The 16,145-nt window shown below is 60.9% G+C and carries 16 protein-coding genes; 9 read left to right on the forward strand and 7 right to left on the reverse strand.

Going from position 1 to position 16,145, the window contains the following annotated elements; translation table 11 throughout:
* Positions 1–2: 2 nt before the first annotated feature.
* Positions 3–1,307, forward strand: a complete 1,305-nt coding sequence (locus tag CH289_RS18955; RefSeq protein WP_020113311.1) for a sigma-70 family RNA polymerase sigma factor — start codon at positions 3–5, stop codon at positions 1,305–1,307.
* Between the two features lie 116 nt (positions 1,308–1,423).
* Here CH289_RS18955 and CH289_RS28055 read toward each other — a convergent pair whose 3' ends face one another.
* On the reverse strand, positions 1,424–1,615 hold the full coding sequence (locus tag CH289_RS28055; protein ID WP_143545117.1) for a hypothetical protein: 192 nt from the start codon (positions 1,613–1,615) through the stop codon (positions 1,424–1,426).
* 111 nt (positions 1,616–1,726) lie between these two features.
* Between CH289_RS28055 and CH289_RS18960 the strand changes: the two genes are divergently transcribed.
* Genes CH289_RS18960 through CH289_RS18970 form a run of 3 tightly spaced genes read left to right on the forward strand, consistent with a single transcriptional unit; the run spans position 1,727 to position 3,304 of the window.
* Positions 1,727–2,215 carry a TIR domain-containing protein gene (locus tag CH289_RS18960; RefSeq protein WP_027499093.1) on the forward strand — a complete coding sequence of 163 codons (489 nt, stop codon included), beginning with the start codon at positions 1,727–1,729 and terminating at the stop codon, positions 2,213–2,215.
* A gap of 1 nt (position 2,216) precedes the next feature.
* Positions 2,217–2,651 carry an HIT family protein gene (locus tag CH289_RS18965; RefSeq protein ID WP_081631908.1) on the forward strand — a complete coding sequence of 145 codons (435 nt, stop codon included), beginning with the start codon at positions 2,217–2,219 and terminating at the stop codon, positions 2,649–2,651.
* Positions 2,648–3,304, forward strand: a complete 657-nt coding sequence (locus CH289_RS18970) for a hypothetical protein (RefSeq protein WP_020113309.1) — start codon at positions 2,648–2,650, stop codon at positions 3,302–3,304. The genes CH289_RS18965 and CH289_RS18970 overlap by 4 nt, the downstream gene beginning before the upstream one ends.
* A 28-nt stretch (positions 3,305–3,332) precedes the next feature.
* Here CH289_RS18970 and CH289_RS18975 read toward each other — a convergent pair whose 3' ends face one another.
* Positions 3,333–4,829, reverse strand: a complete 1,497-nt coding sequence (locus CH289_RS18975) for a TMCO4 family protein (protein ID WP_256977357.1) — start codon at positions 4,827–4,829, stop codon at positions 3,333–3,335.
* Positions 4,830–5,310: 481 nt separating this feature from the next.
* Complete coding sequence (locus CH289_RS18980) at positions 5,311–6,132, reverse strand: hypothetical protein (protein WP_020113307.1); 822 nt, start codon at positions 6,130–6,132, stop codon at positions 5,311–5,313.
* A gap of 1,759 nt (positions 6,133–7,891) precedes the next feature.
* On the opposite strand from CH289_RS18980, the gene CH289_RS18990 reads away from it, so the two are divergent.
* From CH289_RS18990 to CH289_RS19005, 4 genes are read left to right on the forward strand one after another with little or no spacing between them, the layout of a single operon-like run.
* Positions 7,892–8,590 carry an SDR family oxidoreductase gene (locus CH289_RS18990; protein WP_256977358.1) on the forward strand — a complete coding sequence of 233 codons (699 nt, stop codon included), beginning with the start codon at positions 7,892–7,894 and terminating at the stop codon, positions 8,588–8,590.
* Positions 8,587–9,159, forward strand: a complete 573-nt coding sequence (locus CH289_RS18995) for an ester cyclase (RefSeq protein WP_020113303.1) — start codon at positions 8,587–8,589, stop codon at positions 9,157–9,159. The genes CH289_RS18990 and CH289_RS18995 overlap by 4 nt, the downstream gene beginning before the upstream one ends.
* Before the next feature lie 54 nt (positions 9,160–9,213).
* Positions 9,214–9,402 carry a hypothetical protein gene (locus tag CH289_RS19000; RefSeq protein ID WP_020113302.1) on the forward strand — a complete coding sequence of 63 codons (189 nt, stop codon included), beginning with the start codon at positions 9,214–9,216 and terminating at the stop codon, positions 9,400–9,402.
* Between the two features lie 36 nt (positions 9,403–9,438).
* The gene (locus CH289_RS19005; RefSeq protein WP_020113301.1) at positions 9,439–10,323 is read left to right on the forward strand and encodes a LysR family transcriptional regulator; all 885 of its coding nucleotides are present in this window, start codon (positions 9,439–9,441) and stop codon (positions 10,321–10,323) included.
* Positions 10,324–10,543: 220 nt separating this feature from the next.
* Here the strand turns inward: CH289_RS19005 and CH289_RS19010 are convergent, their stop codons facing one another.
* On the reverse strand, positions 10,544–11,170 hold the full coding sequence (locus CH289_RS19010) for a TetR/AcrR family transcriptional regulator (RefSeq protein WP_037189082.1): 627 nt from the start codon (positions 11,168–11,170) through the stop codon (positions 10,544–10,546).
* A 203-nt stretch (positions 11,171–11,373) separates the two neighbouring features.
* Here CH289_RS19010 and CH289_RS19015 point away from each other — a divergent pair, with 203 nt between their 5' ends.
* Positions 11,374–12,162, forward strand: a complete 789-nt coding sequence (locus tag CH289_RS19015; RefSeq protein WP_143545118.1) for a hypothetical protein — start codon at positions 11,374–11,376, stop codon at positions 12,160–12,162.
* A 44-nt stretch (positions 12,163–12,206) separates the two neighbouring features.
* Here CH289_RS19015 and CH289_RS19020 read toward each other — a convergent pair whose 3' ends face one another.
* The 3 genes from CH289_RS19020 to CH289_RS19030 form a co-directional block, all read right to left on the reverse strand.
* Positions 12,207–13,304, reverse strand: a complete 1,098-nt coding sequence (locus CH289_RS19020; protein ID WP_094728378.1) for a Glu/Leu/Phe/Val family dehydrogenase — start codon at positions 13,302–13,304, stop codon at positions 12,207–12,209.
* A gap of 83 nt (positions 13,305–13,387) precedes the next feature.
* On the reverse strand, positions 13,388–14,695 hold the full coding sequence (locus CH289_RS19025) for an NAD(P)/FAD-dependent oxidoreductase (RefSeq protein ID WP_027498810.1): 1,308 nt from the start codon (positions 14,693–14,695) through the stop codon (positions 13,388–13,390).
* A gap of 154 nt (positions 14,696–14,849) precedes the next feature.
* Positions 14,850–16,076, reverse strand: a complete 1,227-nt coding sequence (locus tag CH289_RS19030; protein WP_094728379.1) for a PucR family transcriptional regulator — start codon at positions 16,074–16,076, stop codon at positions 14,850–14,852.
* Positions 16,077–16,145 lie beyond the last annotated feature (69 nt).

Raw genomic sequence — 16,145 nt, forward strand, 5'->3', positions numbered from 1 at the left:
GCGTGGATTTGCAATACCTGTCACGTGTCCTGATGCAACTCAAGCCCTTCATTCGTGATGGCGCGATCCGGCGTACCCGGCTCGAGCGAGTCCTCGGGACTTTACAGGTGTCGACTGACGTAGTTCGGCCGGAGATCGAACGACTCTTAGCCAAGGCTGGCTTCCGCGTCGTTGAGGACGCCCCCGAGCCAACCGATTCGAAATCTCCTGATGCCGCAGGCACCTTTATCGGTGCCGCGGACGCTGCAGGCGCCGTCGGCGGGTCCAACTCACCGTTCGAGGAAGCGCCGCAAGGTGAGCGCCGAGTGATCGCCACGCTAGAGGCTGAGACCGCCATCGCTGCTGCCGAGCGGCAGATTGCCGAAGATGGAAAGCATGCAAATCAGGCCAAGGTGCTACTGACGGCACAACAGGAGGTTGGGCTGTCGCTGCTGATCCGGGAACGGAAACAGCGGCCTCTCGAGCAAGGCGAGTTCGGCCGACTATCCGGGACTGCAAGGGAAGCGGCCGAGTGCCTCTTCCTTCACAACCAAGGGCTGATCCATTCGATCGCAAGGAAGTTCCCACAAAACGGGATGACGTACGACGATCTGTTTCAGTATGGATGCGTTGGCCTCATCCGGGCAGTCGAGATGTTCGACCCGGCGCAAGGGAACAAATTTTCGACGTATGCGACTTGGTGGATCCGCCAGAGCATTACACGCGGTGTCGCCAACGACGCGCGCCTGATTCGGCTGCCAGTACACATGGTCGAGAAACTCAGAAAGGTGTGGCTCAAACGGGAGCTGCTTACAGTCGACGGCCACCCACCGTCCGTCTACGAACTGGCTCGGGAGTGTGAATTCTCGGAGAAAGAGGTCATGGAGTGCTTGAAACTCGGACCGCCCGATTTGCCATCCCTTGATATGAAGATTGGCGACAGTGAGGCAACCCTGGCCGACATTCTCGATCTCGAAGATTCAGAGATGAGTCCGTACAGCCATGTCGAGCGAGCACTGCTAGAAGATTCTGTTCAAGTTGTTCTTGAGACGCTGAGCGAGCGTGAGGCCGGCGTCATCTCCAAGCGTTTCGGCTTCAACGGCGAAGACGAGATGACACTCGAAGAAATTGGAAAGGTGTATGGCGTGACGCGGGAAAGGATCCGCCAGATCGAGAAGAAAGCTATGGCCAAGTTGCAAGATGAGGGGCGGTTGTACTATCTGAAGTCAGTGGCAAACGGAATCTATTGGTTCCCAGGAAGTGCAGACCGTCGGACATCTGCGTCCGGTGGTAGTGCTCAGAAGGGGCGGGCGGTTGCGGGCACCTGACTGCCAAAGCGCCCAGAATTTGCGACAGCGTTCCTTGACTGTAGAACGGCCTTGGAGGAACGCACGACGATCCAAACCGTTTCGCGGCATGGGTCGGTCTGTAGGACGCTGTGTGATCAGGGTTGAAATTTCGCCGCTAGAACCTGCTGTGCGTGGCGCTCCTGTGGGCTCGCTGCGCGCATTGTGTCGGACGCGGCGTCGTCGATGCTGTCCGCGATGTCGCTGGGGGTACCGATGTTGACGATCGCCGCTGCGTAATTCCGGAGGGGCTTACATGGGTGGGTGCCGGGCGAGCAAGGATTACTCATGAAGCCAAGACTAGCGTCACCAGGGTTGGACTGAGCCTCACGTGCGGCAAGTTGTCGGTGATGTCATCTAATCTGGCTTGTGCACTTCGACACACGGAAAGCAGAGTGATCATGGCACGTTCAATATTCACCAGTTTTCACTACGACAGCGACGCTGCGCGCGTTCAGCAGGTGTTGAAGATCGGAGCAATCACCAACGACTCGCTGGTCACGGCACAGGAATGGGAGTCCGTGCAACGCCAAACAGATGCGGCGATTGAGAAGTGGATCCACGAACAGATGCTTCGTAAGAGTGCCGTTGTAGTATTGGTGGGACGAGAAACGGCGTCTAGCCGGTGGGTCGACTATGAAATACGGAAAGCATGGGACGACCGCCGACCTCTGGTCGGTATACGTATTCACGGGCTGAAGAACCTCGAGGGTGAGACTTCGACGCGTGGGTCAAACCCTTTCGCTAATGTCAAGTTGGCTAACAACGGCGGCACCCTCGACCGACACATCATCCTGCACGATCCGGCGGGGTCCGACAGTAAGGCCGTCTACAAAACGATCGCTGACAACATTGAAACATGGGTCGCTGGCGCGAAGAAGCGAAGCTGACGTGATTCTCAAGCCGGGTTGCGACTTCTGCGAAATAGTCGTTAAGGACGAGCCCGCTCGTGTGGTCTTCCGAACGAACGACGTTGTCGCCTTTTTCCCAACCAATCCAGCCACTCTGGGGCATACGCTAGTGATTCCAACCAGCCATTTCGCAGATATTTGGGAACTTGACGAGTCGAACGCGACGCGGTTGACTTCCGCAACGCTCAAAGTGGCACGCGCAATACGATCCGGTCTCAGCCCTGACGGGCTAAATATTATCCAGTCCAATGGCAGCGCCGCGACGCAATCCGTGTTCCATCTTCATGTGCATATCGTGCCACGCTGGGCAGACGACGCGATGGGTCGAATCTGGCCGACCGAGACGCACTGGTCCGAAGATGCGAAAAACGCCTGCCTTACTGTGGTTCGCACTAGCCTGACCAATCTCTCGTGAGTAGCTACGATATCCAGAACGAGCAAGACCGTGAGGATCGACGCAAACATCTTGAGTTGGTGTCAGCCGTCATCGGGCGTATGGCCAGCGCCTCCTCAACCGCAAAAGGCTGGTCGATCACAATCGCTGGCGCTGCTTTTGGGGTGGCAGTCGTGCGTGACAGTTGGTACCTCTTCCTCTTAGGCATTGTCGGCCTGATCGTCTTCTGCATTATCGACGGCTTATACCTGCACAACGAGAAACGGTTTCGCGACTTATACGATGCCATCGTCGAGGACAACTCGATCACCCCGTTGTCGATGGACACGAGCAACTTGACGTCACGGCCTAAGAACAAGTCGTATCTATCCTGGTCTGTATGCGGTTTTTACGGTCCCCTCATTTTTGCGGGAGTGGTACTAATTATTATCTCCCTTAGCAACGGTGGCAACGAAAATCAGGAGCCGGAATGGCCGTGCCCAGACGCTCGACAGCCCCATCATGTCGATCGAAATGGCGTCGGTGCATCCGACTCGAATTGGCACCCACCCGCCGATTCTGCTGGGGGATTACGACCGGCGGTTCTGTTTAGCTATTCTGACGGTGCGGTAACTGCGTTTCCCGCGACCATGCACGTCTGCGCCGACCGCCCGAATCGGACCGAACTCCAATGAGAAAGCAATCGTCGGCTTCACGGTCTGATCAGCAGAGCTGCACGTTTTGAAGATACTTCGAATGGCCAGCGACGATAGCGGAGACATTGTGGTCGTGAATCCGAGCGAATTCGGTACGGAAGCCGACGAATCCAACGGCCGATTGTCCAGCTTGGGCGGTCTTGTAGGCCCATTTGAGGACAGCGTCGTTCGATGAGTGGTAGTTGTGCACGGCGCCGGTGACTGCTTTGCTGAGCAGTCGCCAGTCACCCTTCGCCCCAATGGCGGCGCCTAGCAGGTGGACAGTGTCGATTCTCGGCTTGTTCTTTGACGTCGCAAGGGTTTCGGCCGCTGTGGCTGCAACGCGCGCACCCAGGCTGTGACCAATAAGCACATAGCTTTTCGCGTCGGTTCTCGCCAACAGTCCTGCTAGCGCCACACCCGTCCGGTCGGCCTTGACTCGTGCAGTGTGCCAGGGGTTCTTGGCAAGGGCCGCTGCCACTAGCGCAGGTGCCAACGGTCCGAGCTTCTTCGCGCCCGCCTTTCCCGCCTTCGCCGCCAGCCCCTTGACTCCGAGTACCGCTGCCGGCTGTCCACCCAGCGCCTTGACCATTGCAGCTAAGTCTCCAAGATCGTTGCTCCCCCAATGAACTCGATAGATCGGTGAATCCGGGTAGCGTCGCGTGATCAGCTTCTTCCAGTCCGCGCGTGTGTCCGACCCCTCGCTGAACAATCCGTTCGCGACGATCACGGGTATGCCGGACCCCGGCTTGATCAGTTCGATGTTAAACGACTTGTCTGCACCTATGTATGCAGTTGTCACGGAACTGCCCAGCGCACCGCCAAGGGCTCCACCGACGGCTGCGACGACTGCAGTGCCGCCGGCCATCCCTAGTCCACCCGCAGCGATCGAGCCGCCGCCGAGCAGAGCCAACCCGTAACTGGTCGCGGCTGCGCCCGTGTAGCCACCCCCTGCGATGCTCAGGCTACCGATTGCCCCGCCGATCGCGGGGGCCGCAAGAAAAGCGCCGGTCGCGAGGGCGCCCGCGGAAAGAACGGAGATCGCTGCTACTCGTGACCCTAGTGCGAGGTTGCGTCGCTCGAACTTGAGAAATTCGTGATAGTCCTCAAGCACCCCAAAGCTCGTCGACGCTTTTTCGAACCCGGGGATATCGTGCTTGTGCTCAGCGCAGTACCGGGGCACGAGCACGGCTGCGAAACCTCGCGTGGCCATGTTCGCGCACCCTGGACCTGCGCATCCCAGTGTCGGCGATCCGCACGATTCGCAGAGATATGCCGGGATCGTGCCGAATGCTTGCGTCAGCCGTCGATGGTCGCTTCGGGTGAAGCATGCTGAACACCATGATGTTTTCGACGTGGAACCCAGTTTGTCGATCAGTTCTGCGATGCCAGCTGCAGTTTTACGGTGTGCCCTCGCCTGCTCGCGATGACTGGTCCGCTCGGCGCCGTCTGTTAGCGTGCGGTCTAGATGATCGTGCTTGGCGAACGCCCATGCGTTGTGAACTAAGGCAATATTGGTGCCCAACGCGTCGTCACCGAGAACACGAGGCTCGAGGTCGCCGAGCGCACCGTTGCAGCGCATCGTCAACCCTTCCGGGCTGCGAACCTCACATTCGAATTCGGCCTGACCGAGTGAGCGAAATTCGACTTCAGCGGACTTTCCCACCAGTTGCCTTCCTGAATATCTTCGACCAGCTTCGGAGTAAATCTATCGCGTGCGATCGGCCCGCTACAGGTCGCTACCGGCGACGGTCTGACCTGGATCGGAACTGTGATCACGGTCGTGTAGTCGCCGATGGCCGAGTCGAACGACTGCAGATAGTCCTATGTCCAGAGAATGAAACCGACGCGCCCGAGCCCTCTTCTGCGTTAGGCCCGCAATCAAACGAAACATTCCGAGAATTTGCCTCACTGAGGTCGAACCACGCCCTCGGCGGCTCACAACACGCGCGATGCGATAGCATTCAACGCTCGACAGGGCGGATGGGCCCAATCGTGCGGACAACCTAGCGAATTTCGTACTGCAGCCGAACTGCCTGCCGTTCTTGGTCGCTCATTCGCCGATAGTTCCGCAGAGAAGTGAGGGGCAATGCTGTCGCCTCGGCCGCGAAGGCGGGAACGAATCGGCCCGCCTTGCGGTCTTCACGAACTCTTTGCTGCAGCGCTTTCCGTGATCGGCGCTGATGGCGCATGAAGTCCCGTTCCTCCCGAGCTGCCTCGTTGATGGCGGACAAGCGCGATCCCAACGACGGCGTTTCGTCCGCGGCGGGAAGGGGTTCGTGTGAATGGCCTGCATTCCATGACGTGGACGCGGGGTGGTTGTTCCGTCGCTTGACCCACCGCACAATCAGACCCACCCAGTATCCGGTCAGTCCGATCAACGTCATGCGAACGACCATGAGTGCGACGGTCGATGCGTCGATGCTGAACAATCCGGCGATGACGACGGATACGCCCCAAACCGCGAAGCCGTAGACGAACGTCGCCGCGAACCACGCCTGTGTTTGTACTTCTCTGCGGGCACGCCCGCGTGGCAGAGTACGAATCTGTCGCCGAAGGTGCGAGGCGAGCATTACTGCTCCGGTGATCAGCGCTGCCGCTACTGCAATACCGATGATCCACGCCAGGATGCTCATTACGAGCTCAACTGGGATGCCCGTAACCCAGCTGATCAAGGACGAGAACAGCACGAACACGATCAGCACGGCGAAGCCTGCCGTGCCCATCAGACCAAGAATCCCTCGGCCGAGCGACTTTGCCTCACGCGGCACGCCCAGCCGTACCGACCCGAACAATGGTCCGATACTTCCGCCCAGTCGCAGGCCCATGGTCCCGATCTCCGATCGCTAGTGCGGCCGGTTCGGTTCGACACCGGCGAGTGGTCGATATCCGGGCATTGGTCCGACGCTAGTGGACGGTTTGCCTGGACTCGTTCGAGGCCGCGCTCCGGCTTCGCGGATGCTGTACCGCTTGGCGGGTCCGTCGCGTTACACCCAAACGAGAACGTTCGGTCTGTGGGGATCCTCGGATGCCGCGCCTGGGTCAGTCGCCGGTCAGACTGACCCAGGCGACGGACGTAGAAGCCGTCCTGTCGGGCAGAGCTACGATCGTCGTGCACAGGCCGGTGCTACGTCGTTGGACGTGACCCGGTTGAAGAAGCTCGAAGAACCCGGTATTCAGCTCATGCAGCTGACCCGGGCTCTTTGCTTTCGGTAGTCTGTCTCATCGCAGAGTGCGCGTTGTTAATTGAAGCGGATCGGCCTGGCAGGTCTGACGGCCGCTGTTTCAGAACGGGTTCGAACTCATCACTTTGAAACGAGGTGGAGTCGAATGGCCACGGCGGTCCGTTTAGACGATGGGGAACCGTAGGGGACGCCGGTGGACCGGGAGCAGGTCGACGGAGGTCATCTTTTACTCATCACTTTGGGCCGGATGCGAGTGGATTCACCCGTACGCCGGTGGTCACTCGAATCGCCAGACTCCCTGCTGAGCCACACTGTGATGAACCTCGGTGGATACATCTGAATTGTTATCTCTTTTACAGCGGGTCCGGGGTTCGAGTCCCTGATGGCGCACCCAGAAACACCCCGTCACCAGCGCAAAGCTGGAGGCGGGGTGTTTTGGATTCTGCAGACTTCAGCCCTACTCATCACTTTGAGCTCGAAGTGATGAGTAGCAACAGCAGCAGCTGCTGGTCACACCTGGTTTTAGCCGTGTCGACGGTGAGAACCGGTCTCAGTTCGTTTAGCTTCACGCCCAGTTGGTAAGGGCCAGGAGGTCAGGGAGCGCTCTGGGCGGAATTTTGCGCAAGATGGGAAGCAGTCGGAAGTCGACCTCCGGACCGCCACGAGAGTGGGCTGCGGGGCGGGATTCCGCATGCGCGCCGCTATACGTGCCACCGACCCCGTCGTCGTCGAAATCTGACGACGCTTACACCGGCGGATGTTGTCGTCCAGATTCGTACCCACGCGCCCAAGTTCGAACAGGTCCGTACCCCATTGGGACCTCCGTCGCCCAGCCTCATGTCGGGCTCCTTCATCTCTCTCAACAGTTTCTCGAAGCGTTTCCGCGCGTGCTTGTGCATGACCTACCACGAACCCGACGAGTCGCATCGAGTTCGCACCGCGTGATGCCATCATGCGGTCCGACGGTGCCGCGCTGGTGGCGTCCGGGATTCCGGCCGGTGAGCGACTACGGTCGACATTTGGTTCCCACGGTGTCGGGTGAGAGCGATTCGATGGACAGTGTTGCTCGGCAACAATTCTCGGCGACATGTACACCAACTTCATCGAATCCTGTTTCAACGGAGACGATTTGAACTGCGACACCACCGCACTGTTCCCCGTGATCGGGTACGAGGAGGCCGCGGCTACCGCGCACCCGAGCTCAGGCCGGCGGCAGACCACTGAGCGACGCTGCTTCGGCTACCGCTTCACTCGACGGGGATGAGTTCGATCAATTCGTAGATCAGGCGAGGATGGCCGGTATCGAAGGTATCGATGGCAATGAGAGAAAGTATCGATTGTTCGACGGTCGCTCTCTTGCTTCACTCGAATGGCACACATACACAACGAAAGGGTCATTCGAATGCGAGTACTTCTGATCGGCGGAGCGTCGGGGATCACCCGGTCCATTGCGTCGTCTGTTCTCGACGGCGGCGGTGAGGTGGTCGTCGCCGGCCGACGCCGTGAGTCTCTCCACGCAGCAGTCGCTCTGTTGGGTCCGGGAGCGAGTGCGGTGGTGATGGATCTCGCGGACGAGTCCTCCATCGCGCAGGCAGTCTCGTCCGTGGGCTCGGTCGACCACGTCATCAACCTCGCTGCCGATCATGCGAACGGACCCATCGCCGATCTTGACGGCACCGCAGTCCGAAACGCATTCGACGCCAAAGTGATCGGACCGATTCTGCTGGCGAAGCACTTTTCGCCGCAGGTGCGAGAGGGGGGTTCGTTCCTGTTCTTCTCCGGTGTCGCTGCGTGGAGACCTGCGCCCGGCCAGTCGGTAATGGCGACGACGAACGGGGCGGTGGCGTTCCTGACCGAGGCGCTCGCAGTCGAACTTGCACCCGTCCGCGTCAATGCCCTGTCACCTGGGATCGTGAATTCGGGGGCCTGGGACTTTATAGGACCGGGGAAGGACAAACTGTTCGCGGACACGGCGCGCACCAACCCCGTACGCAGAGTCGGTCGACCGTCCGACATCGCGGCCGCTGCACTGTCGTTGCTGACGAACGCCTTCGTCACCGGCGTCACCCTGCACGTCGACGGGGGAGGGCGGTTGGCATGAAACTCCTCACGGCAATGGCTGCCCTAGTGGCCGTGACGCTGCCACTGGTGGCGTGTTCCGCCCGCGCGACGACCACCGACCGGCCTCTGGTGGATTCTGCGGTCGACCTGGTCGCGCCGGGGACGGTGAACGTCGGCGATGCACCGGTTACGGACCGAACCCGTGAGGTCGTCCGTATCGCGCAGACGCTGTACACGTTCTGGAATACCGGTGATACGGGATATCTCGACCGAGCGGTGGACCCCGGCTTCGTCGACAACACACTGCCGCCAGGACGCCCGCAAGGCCCAGCGGGACCCGTCGCGGCGTCGGACACGTTCCGCGCTGCGGTGCCCGACTTGACGTGCGAGCTCGTCGATCTGTACGTCACTGGTGACACCTTCACCGCACGGTTGATCTTCCGGGGTCATTTCACCGGCACGTACGACGGTCGCACCGGCACCGGACAACCGATCGAATTCGGTGCGATCGACATCCAGCACGTCGGTGATGCTCGCATCGACTCGGACTGGCACCTCGAAGACAACCTCACCTTCCTCCGACAAGCCGGACTCGTCGCGGTCGGCTGACCGAACCGAGCCGCCACCATCGCACACCATTACTTACGACAGGAGCTGACACACATGAACGTCGACCCGAGGATCAGAATGGCCGCAGGCATCGTCATGGTCGTGATCTCCTACGTCGTCGCCGTCACGAACTTCATCGACGGAGACATTCGGTCCGGCGTAATCCTCACGCTGATCGGCATCTTCTTCAGCACGATGCTCGTTCAGACGACAAGCCGCTACCTGAAGAGGGATTCAAGCTAGAGCCGTCGGACTGTCGCCGTAGAATACGCTCGACCGATGCCGACTCTGCGAGCCCTCGAATGCTTTGTCGCCGTGGTGGACGCCGGTTCTGTGACCGCCGGGGCAGTGAAGTTGAATCTCTCACAGCCTGCGCTGTCTCATCAGTTGGCGTCGTTGGAAACAGAAATCGGCACCCCGCTGCTGGAGCGTCTCCCGCGCGGGGTTCGGACGACCCCGACCGGCCGCGCATTGCTCGACGATGCGCGGGCCGCACTCTCAGCTGCCGACCGAATCGTCCGGATCGGACGAGCGTCGGCGGAGGGACGCGAAGGCCGGTTACGGCTAGGGTGCGCCGAAAGCATGACTGTCCCAGTCCTCGCGCCCACGCTACGAAAATGGACGAGAAAGTATCCGCACATCGGCCTGGACCTGACCGAGTTCGCCAGCGCGGATGCGATGGCGGACGCACTCTCGTACGGCGACATCGACCTCGCAGTCGGTCCGGCTTCGACGCAGTTCACCGGCGTCACCCACGTGATCGGGACGGAAGACATCGTCGCGGTGATTCCGGAGGGGCTCGATCTCGCCGACGAGCCTGCCATCTCGTGGACCGATCTCGCCGGAAGACCGATCGTGCACTACCACCCGTCGAACGGTCTACGCGGGTGGTTCGACTCCGTCGCGACAACCCACGGCGTCGAGCTCGATGCTGTCACCCATTCCCGGAACGCCACTACAGCAGCACAACTCGCCCACGCGGGGCTCGGAATCGCGCTCGTTCCGACCACCGCACTCCCCGCGCGGTTCGCCGGCATCGTCACCCCGATGCGGCCACCGCTGCAACGCGCGGTCGTCGCGATGGTCGGAACGCGCACGGACGCACTGACCCGCCGATTCGTCGACGACCTGCTGGCGCGGGGAATGGGAGCGCGGCGCAGCTGATCGGCGCCCGCCTATGGGGCCCGGCCGGCAGACCCCCAGCGCTGCACACCCCGATCGAGCACACAGACAGGGCACCGTCACGTCGACACAACGTGGGCTCAGCACCTCGACTGATGACGGCGAAAAAGACGTGCGGCTACCGGCTCATCACGACGTCCCCTCACATCGTCGACACCACTCGACGGTGCGGTGACTGTCGTTGTCGCAGCGGGGGCACCGCTCAGGAAGTTGCGCCGTACAAAACCAAGGTGTGGTCGATGCACTGCTCGATGAAAGCGCGGTCCAGAGTCTGGTCGATTACGAGCAGTCTGAAATACATCGGTGCGCAGAGTGTTTCGAGTACCGAACGGGGATCGGTGTTCGCGGGCAACTCTCCCCGTTCGACGGCTCTGATGATCACGTGGGAACTCTGTTCGAATCTCTCGGTCCAGAACCGGTTTCGTGCGGCGCTGACGTCCGGATCGGCGGACAGGGCGATGGTCGTTCCGATCAAACGCGTGATGCCCGGTCGTGAGATCAGCTGCGCTATCTGGTCGGCGACCACCATCAGGTCTTCGCGCAGGGTTCCCGTGTCCGGGACAGGATTATGGGTAGCTGCGAGATCCGTGACAGCGTCGGCGATCAACGCGGTTCGAGTACCCCACCGGCGATAGACGGTCGTCTCGGCGACGCCGGCGCGTGCGGCGATGTCGCCGATGGTCAATCCTTCGATACCGTGTTCGCGGGCTTGGTCCAGAGTTGCGGTGAGCACCGCCTCCCGCACACGTGCCGATCTGCCGCCGGTTCTCCTACGCACCTCGCCGTCACCCGCCGCGGATTCAGGGATGTCGTGTGTGGCCCGGTCCATGGGCTCTGTTTCTACGCTAGATGCCTGCCAGGATCCACTTACACCCTGTTCGGGGCGGTTGAGGGGAACCGTTCGACGAACCCGAGCACCTGCCCTCTTGCGGTAAAGGATCCTTAACGCAATAATTGCTGGCGTTAAGTCGCTCATCTTCGGTCGCCTACCACCGGAGTAGCTCGATCACGCGTCTGAGATGGGGAATGAAGATGAAAGAGTCGCTGGACATTCGGGCCACCATCGGGGCGAGAACGGTGTCTCGACAGCGTGTGCTCGAGTGGGAGTCCGCCCGCGCAACGAAAGTGCTCACCACATTCGCGGCCAAGCTGGGGGAGCGGGCGATGCGCGAGCTGTCGCCGAATCAGTCGGTCCAACAGCTCCTGTCGACCAACCTCGCCGAGCAACGGTCTGCATTGACGCGATTGAAATACGAACTCGGACATGCCGGGATCTACGCTGCGCTCCGACGCCAGATGGCAGTATCGGAGCGTCTCACGCGTATCGGTGTTGCCGCCAGTCGCGGCCGCACCCGACATGCCGTGACACGGCTGCAGGTCCCAGGTGTGGACGCTGAACGCTCCGTGGAGTGGTTCGACAACTTGACCGTCACGAATGCAGAAACCGACATGCTCGACGCGTGTCCCGATCACTACCTTCTGCGGGGGCTACCCGACGGGCGTCAGGAGGTCATCGAGACGACGGGCGGATCGCCTGCGGCAAGCCGCTTCTTGGTCGACTACACCCGAACGGCGTCGTTGACGATCGAGATCGATCACGACTATCCCATCCAGGTCGCGGGATCAGCTGTTCTCGATGACGGTCTGGTCATCGGCGGTGTGCGACATCAATTTCGCAATGTCAACGGAAACCTCGACGCTGTGCTGACGGTGCAGTTTCCCGGCACGACACCGGCAAGACTGATCGCAGAACATCAGCGGCATCTCGCCTGCGAATTCAGCAACTGGATCGAAGCGGCCCACCGGTCTGTAGCAACCTGAGACAATCCGGGTCTCGACTGGCGTGCTGTTTGCGCGGAGACCGGTCACACCCCGTTCCGTTCGAGCCGGAGGCGTGCGCCAGCGATTCGGTCGGCAGCCTCGCCTGGGGGAACACTGTCGGAGCGGGAGCGGTCGAGAATCGACAACACCGTGTCGTAGATCCTCTCTACGCGGTGGCGGACCCACTGCGCGTCGACACCGTCCTTTTCCCCCGCAACCTGGATGAGTCCGCCGGCGTTGGCAACGTAGTCGGGCACCCACAGCACACCCTTGCTGTGCAGATACTGGCCGACGTCCGCAGTCCGGAGTTGGTTGTTTGCTGCGCCGCACACGATAGATGCGGTCATCCTGTCGGTGGAAGCGACGGTGACGGTCGCACCCAGCGCGCAGGGGGCATACACGTCCAACTCGGCGTCGAGAACATCGTCGCAGACGACGATCGAAGGGAAGCGGGCTGCAACAGCGCGCACTGCCTCGACGTCGACGTCCGTCGCGATGACGTTCGCCCCTGCTCGCACCAGCAAGGCGATCAGCTCGGAGCCGACCTTTCCCACGCCTTCGACCCCGATCACACGATTCGTGAGATCGGGCGTGCCCCAGGTCGAGGTGGCCGCGGCACGCAAGGATTGGTAGACGCCGAGAGCAGTCATCGGACCACTGTTGCCGGAACCGCCCGCGGCCGCCGACCGTCCGACCACGTGGGCAGTCCGTTCTCCGATGACGTCGAGGTCGTCTGCGCCGGTGCCGACGTCGCCCGCCGAGATGTATCGGCCGCCGAGAGTGTCGATGAAGCGTCCGTACGACCGGAGCAAAGCCCGGGTCTTGATGTCCCGCGGATCGCCGATGATCACGGCTTTGCCGCCACCGAGTGGAACGCCTGCGATTGCCGCTTTGTAGGTCATCCCACGTGACAAGCGGAGTACGTCCGTCAAAGCGGCCCCCTGGTCCGAGTAGGGGTAGAACCGGGTGCCACCCAGGGCGGGACCCAGGGTGGTCGAATGGATCGCGATAATCGACTGCAGGCCCGTGGCGTGATCCTCGCAGAAGACGACCTGCTCGTGTGGCAATCCCTCGAGTGCATCGGTCCGGTCGAAGACTGTTGTGTCTGCGACGCCCGCGACGGATTGCGTGCTGAGTGTCATGTTCGAAAGCCCTTCCGAAGAATCATCGTGCATGAGTTCAGGTGTTGGTGCGGTGGTCGACCGATGTGGTCCAGATGCATTGCCTAACCCAGGACAGTTCCGGTGGACTCGGTATTGAATTCCCTGCGCCTGGAGAAGGATCCGAGATGTATCTGCACACCGGTGTGCGGACCCGTGTAGACAACTGGATCGAGATCGTGGTCGTGCCCCGCCTCGACTTTCTCGATCAGAGTAGCCAGCATTCGGCCGACGACAGGTGCGTTCTTGAATTGATTACCGCTGGTGCCCATCGCTACGTAGAAGCCCGGTCGATCGGTCTTGTCATAGATCGGCGTCCAGTCCGAGGCAGCGTCGTACACGCCGGCAATTCCTTTGGGCTGGGACGGTACCGGCAAATGTGGAAGACGCCGAGCTGCTCTGAGGACCTGCGCCTGAAAACGAGCGGCAGTGCGGTTCGGGTTTGCGGTGTCGGGGTCGTCGATCCATTCCAATGGATCGCACTCGGGCTCGGTACCACCTATCAGAAAGCCACCGCCGTGTTCTGGTCGCATATAGGTTCCCAGATCGAGATCGGCGATCATCGGCCCGAGTCGCGCATGGTGGTTGTAGCCTGTCGGCGCCGAGACATGATGAACCTCCTGCCTGAGGGGGCGAACGGTGACGGTGAAATCCGATCCCACTCCTGCCATTGCGTTCAGCGCATTCGACCACGGCCCAGCAGCGTTGACCACGACCGAGGTTTCGACGGTGTCGCCGTTGTCCAGTCGAAGGGCCCACTGCCGCGAGGCATGTTGTTCGATGCCGATCACTGTGGTGCGGAACGAATGGATCGCGCCTTTCGCTGCCGCGGCAGCGCCCAAGTTGGCCGCCGCAAGCTGGGGGTCGTCGACGAAGCCGGCTTCAGGTGTGAACACCGCTCCGAGCGAGGTGTGGGTGTCGGCATAGAATTCCTCGCTGTCAACAGGTTTGGGAGGGTAGTAAGACCCGACATCGATTCCTGGGATCCGATCGCCCAACGTTTTCGAGTCCCACAGCTCGTACCTCACCCCGATCTTGTCGAAGAGTCGAACCGTACGTTCACGTGGGGCGAGGTCCACATCGAGGAATACCATTCCACATTCGTGGAACTGGGCAATTGGTCCGCGGGCGGAGTCGTCCAGATGTTCGCGCCAGCTCTTCCAACAGTGCGCGGCCTCCCATGCTGCAGCCATCCCGTCGTACGTCGAATAGTTGTAGCGTATGACCGCGCTGGAGGCGCTGGTGGAACCGAACCCGGAACCTCCCTCCTTGTCGAGGACCAGGACTTCGTAACCACGAGCAGCAAGTTCGTAAGCGATGGAGTTGCCGATCACCCCGGCTCCCACAACTATCGCATCGGTCGATCGGGGCATCGTTCCTCCAGATTTGTTGTTGCGACGGTGTACACGAAGCGAACCGCTACAACCACAAGTTTTGCCTAGACCGGAGGGCGACGCTATCTCCATTTGTGGATACTTCGGTTGACTACGAACAGAATTTGTCGCGTACGGCGCCCGTACGGAACAGTCAGCCGATCGACGAGTCGTGTGCTTCGGCTATGGACTTCATCTTCAAGCCGAGGTGCAGAGAGAGTCGGTCGTCGCCGTTGTCGAAACTGCAACCGGTGATCTGCTCGATGCGTTTGAGTCGCTGGTAGAGCGTCGCACGGTGAATTCGCAGCAGTTCCGCGGTGCGTCGAATATCGCACGCATTGTCGAAGAATGCGCCGAGGGTAGTCGTCAGTACCTGTTGCTTGTCCGCGGCTTCGAGTGCCTTCACAGGTGAAACCTGTGTAGCTCCGATGATTTCGTCACGGGACAGTCGCAGTAGGACGTCGTAGGGACCCAGGTGGCCCCATCTCGCCACGTCGCCGAGCGAGGGGACGAGCAGTGCAGCGCGAGCTGCGGCCGTCGCGCTGCGATAGGCGCGGTATACCGCGCTGAGCTCGTTCACGGTGTCGCCGACGCCGAGGACGAATCGACTGTCCCGACCACTCAGTTGGCGAAAGCGATAATCCGCGCGTTCGGTGACGCGCTTCAATTGTTGTGGCGTCGGAATATTCTCGAATGCAAGAAGGATCCACGCGCGGGACTTGTCTGCCACCATCAGACCGGCGCCGGTCGGAAGAGTGTCCAGCGCTTCCTGCATCGCGACCTGTACCGCTATGTCGTCCGATGCTTCCACCGAGTGTGCAGTGTCGCGTTGCGCTGCGATGACCTGATAAAGCATCGGTCGCGGGGCGAACAGCTGGTCGGTGACTACATCCTCGACGGCCTGCGTCCTGACCTCTGGAGTTGAGCTGACGAGGTTGCGGAGAATCGATTCGCGACGAGCATTCGACCGCTCATGACGCAGAAGTCGTTCGTACAGCACAATGCCCGCGCGCGAGGCAGTGTCCTCAGCCATTTCGACGTCGGACTCGGTCAGAGGGTTCTCTTCACTGTCGATCAGCCAGAGGAAACCGAGAAGCAGACTCTTGCACCGCACAGGTACACAGAGTCGCTTCTCGCTCCCCGGCACATCGGGCCGCGCGCTACCCGGTTTGATCCAGGTGCCGATGCCGAGAGCGAGAAGTGGCCGCGAAACCTCTTCGGGTACCGCTCGATTCAGAATCGATGCGACGCGCAGGGAGTCTTCGTCGCCGAAGTGTCGACTGGACGCAAGGAGTCGGATGGACGGGTCGTCGATGGCCACAGAACGGCGGAGTCGCCCGGCCAGGTCGTCGACGAGGAGCTGCAGTTCGTCGATGGACATGTGGACTCTCCTCGCAACTCTCGACAGGCACCTTGATGCTAGTGCAGCGCGGTCCGAGACCACCTCGCT

It is taken from the genome of Rhodococcus sp. RS1C4 (assembly GCF_002258225.1).
GTDB lineage: Bacteria > Actinomycetota > Actinomycetes > Mycobacteriales > Mycobacteriaceae > Rhodococcoides > Rhodococcoides fascians_E.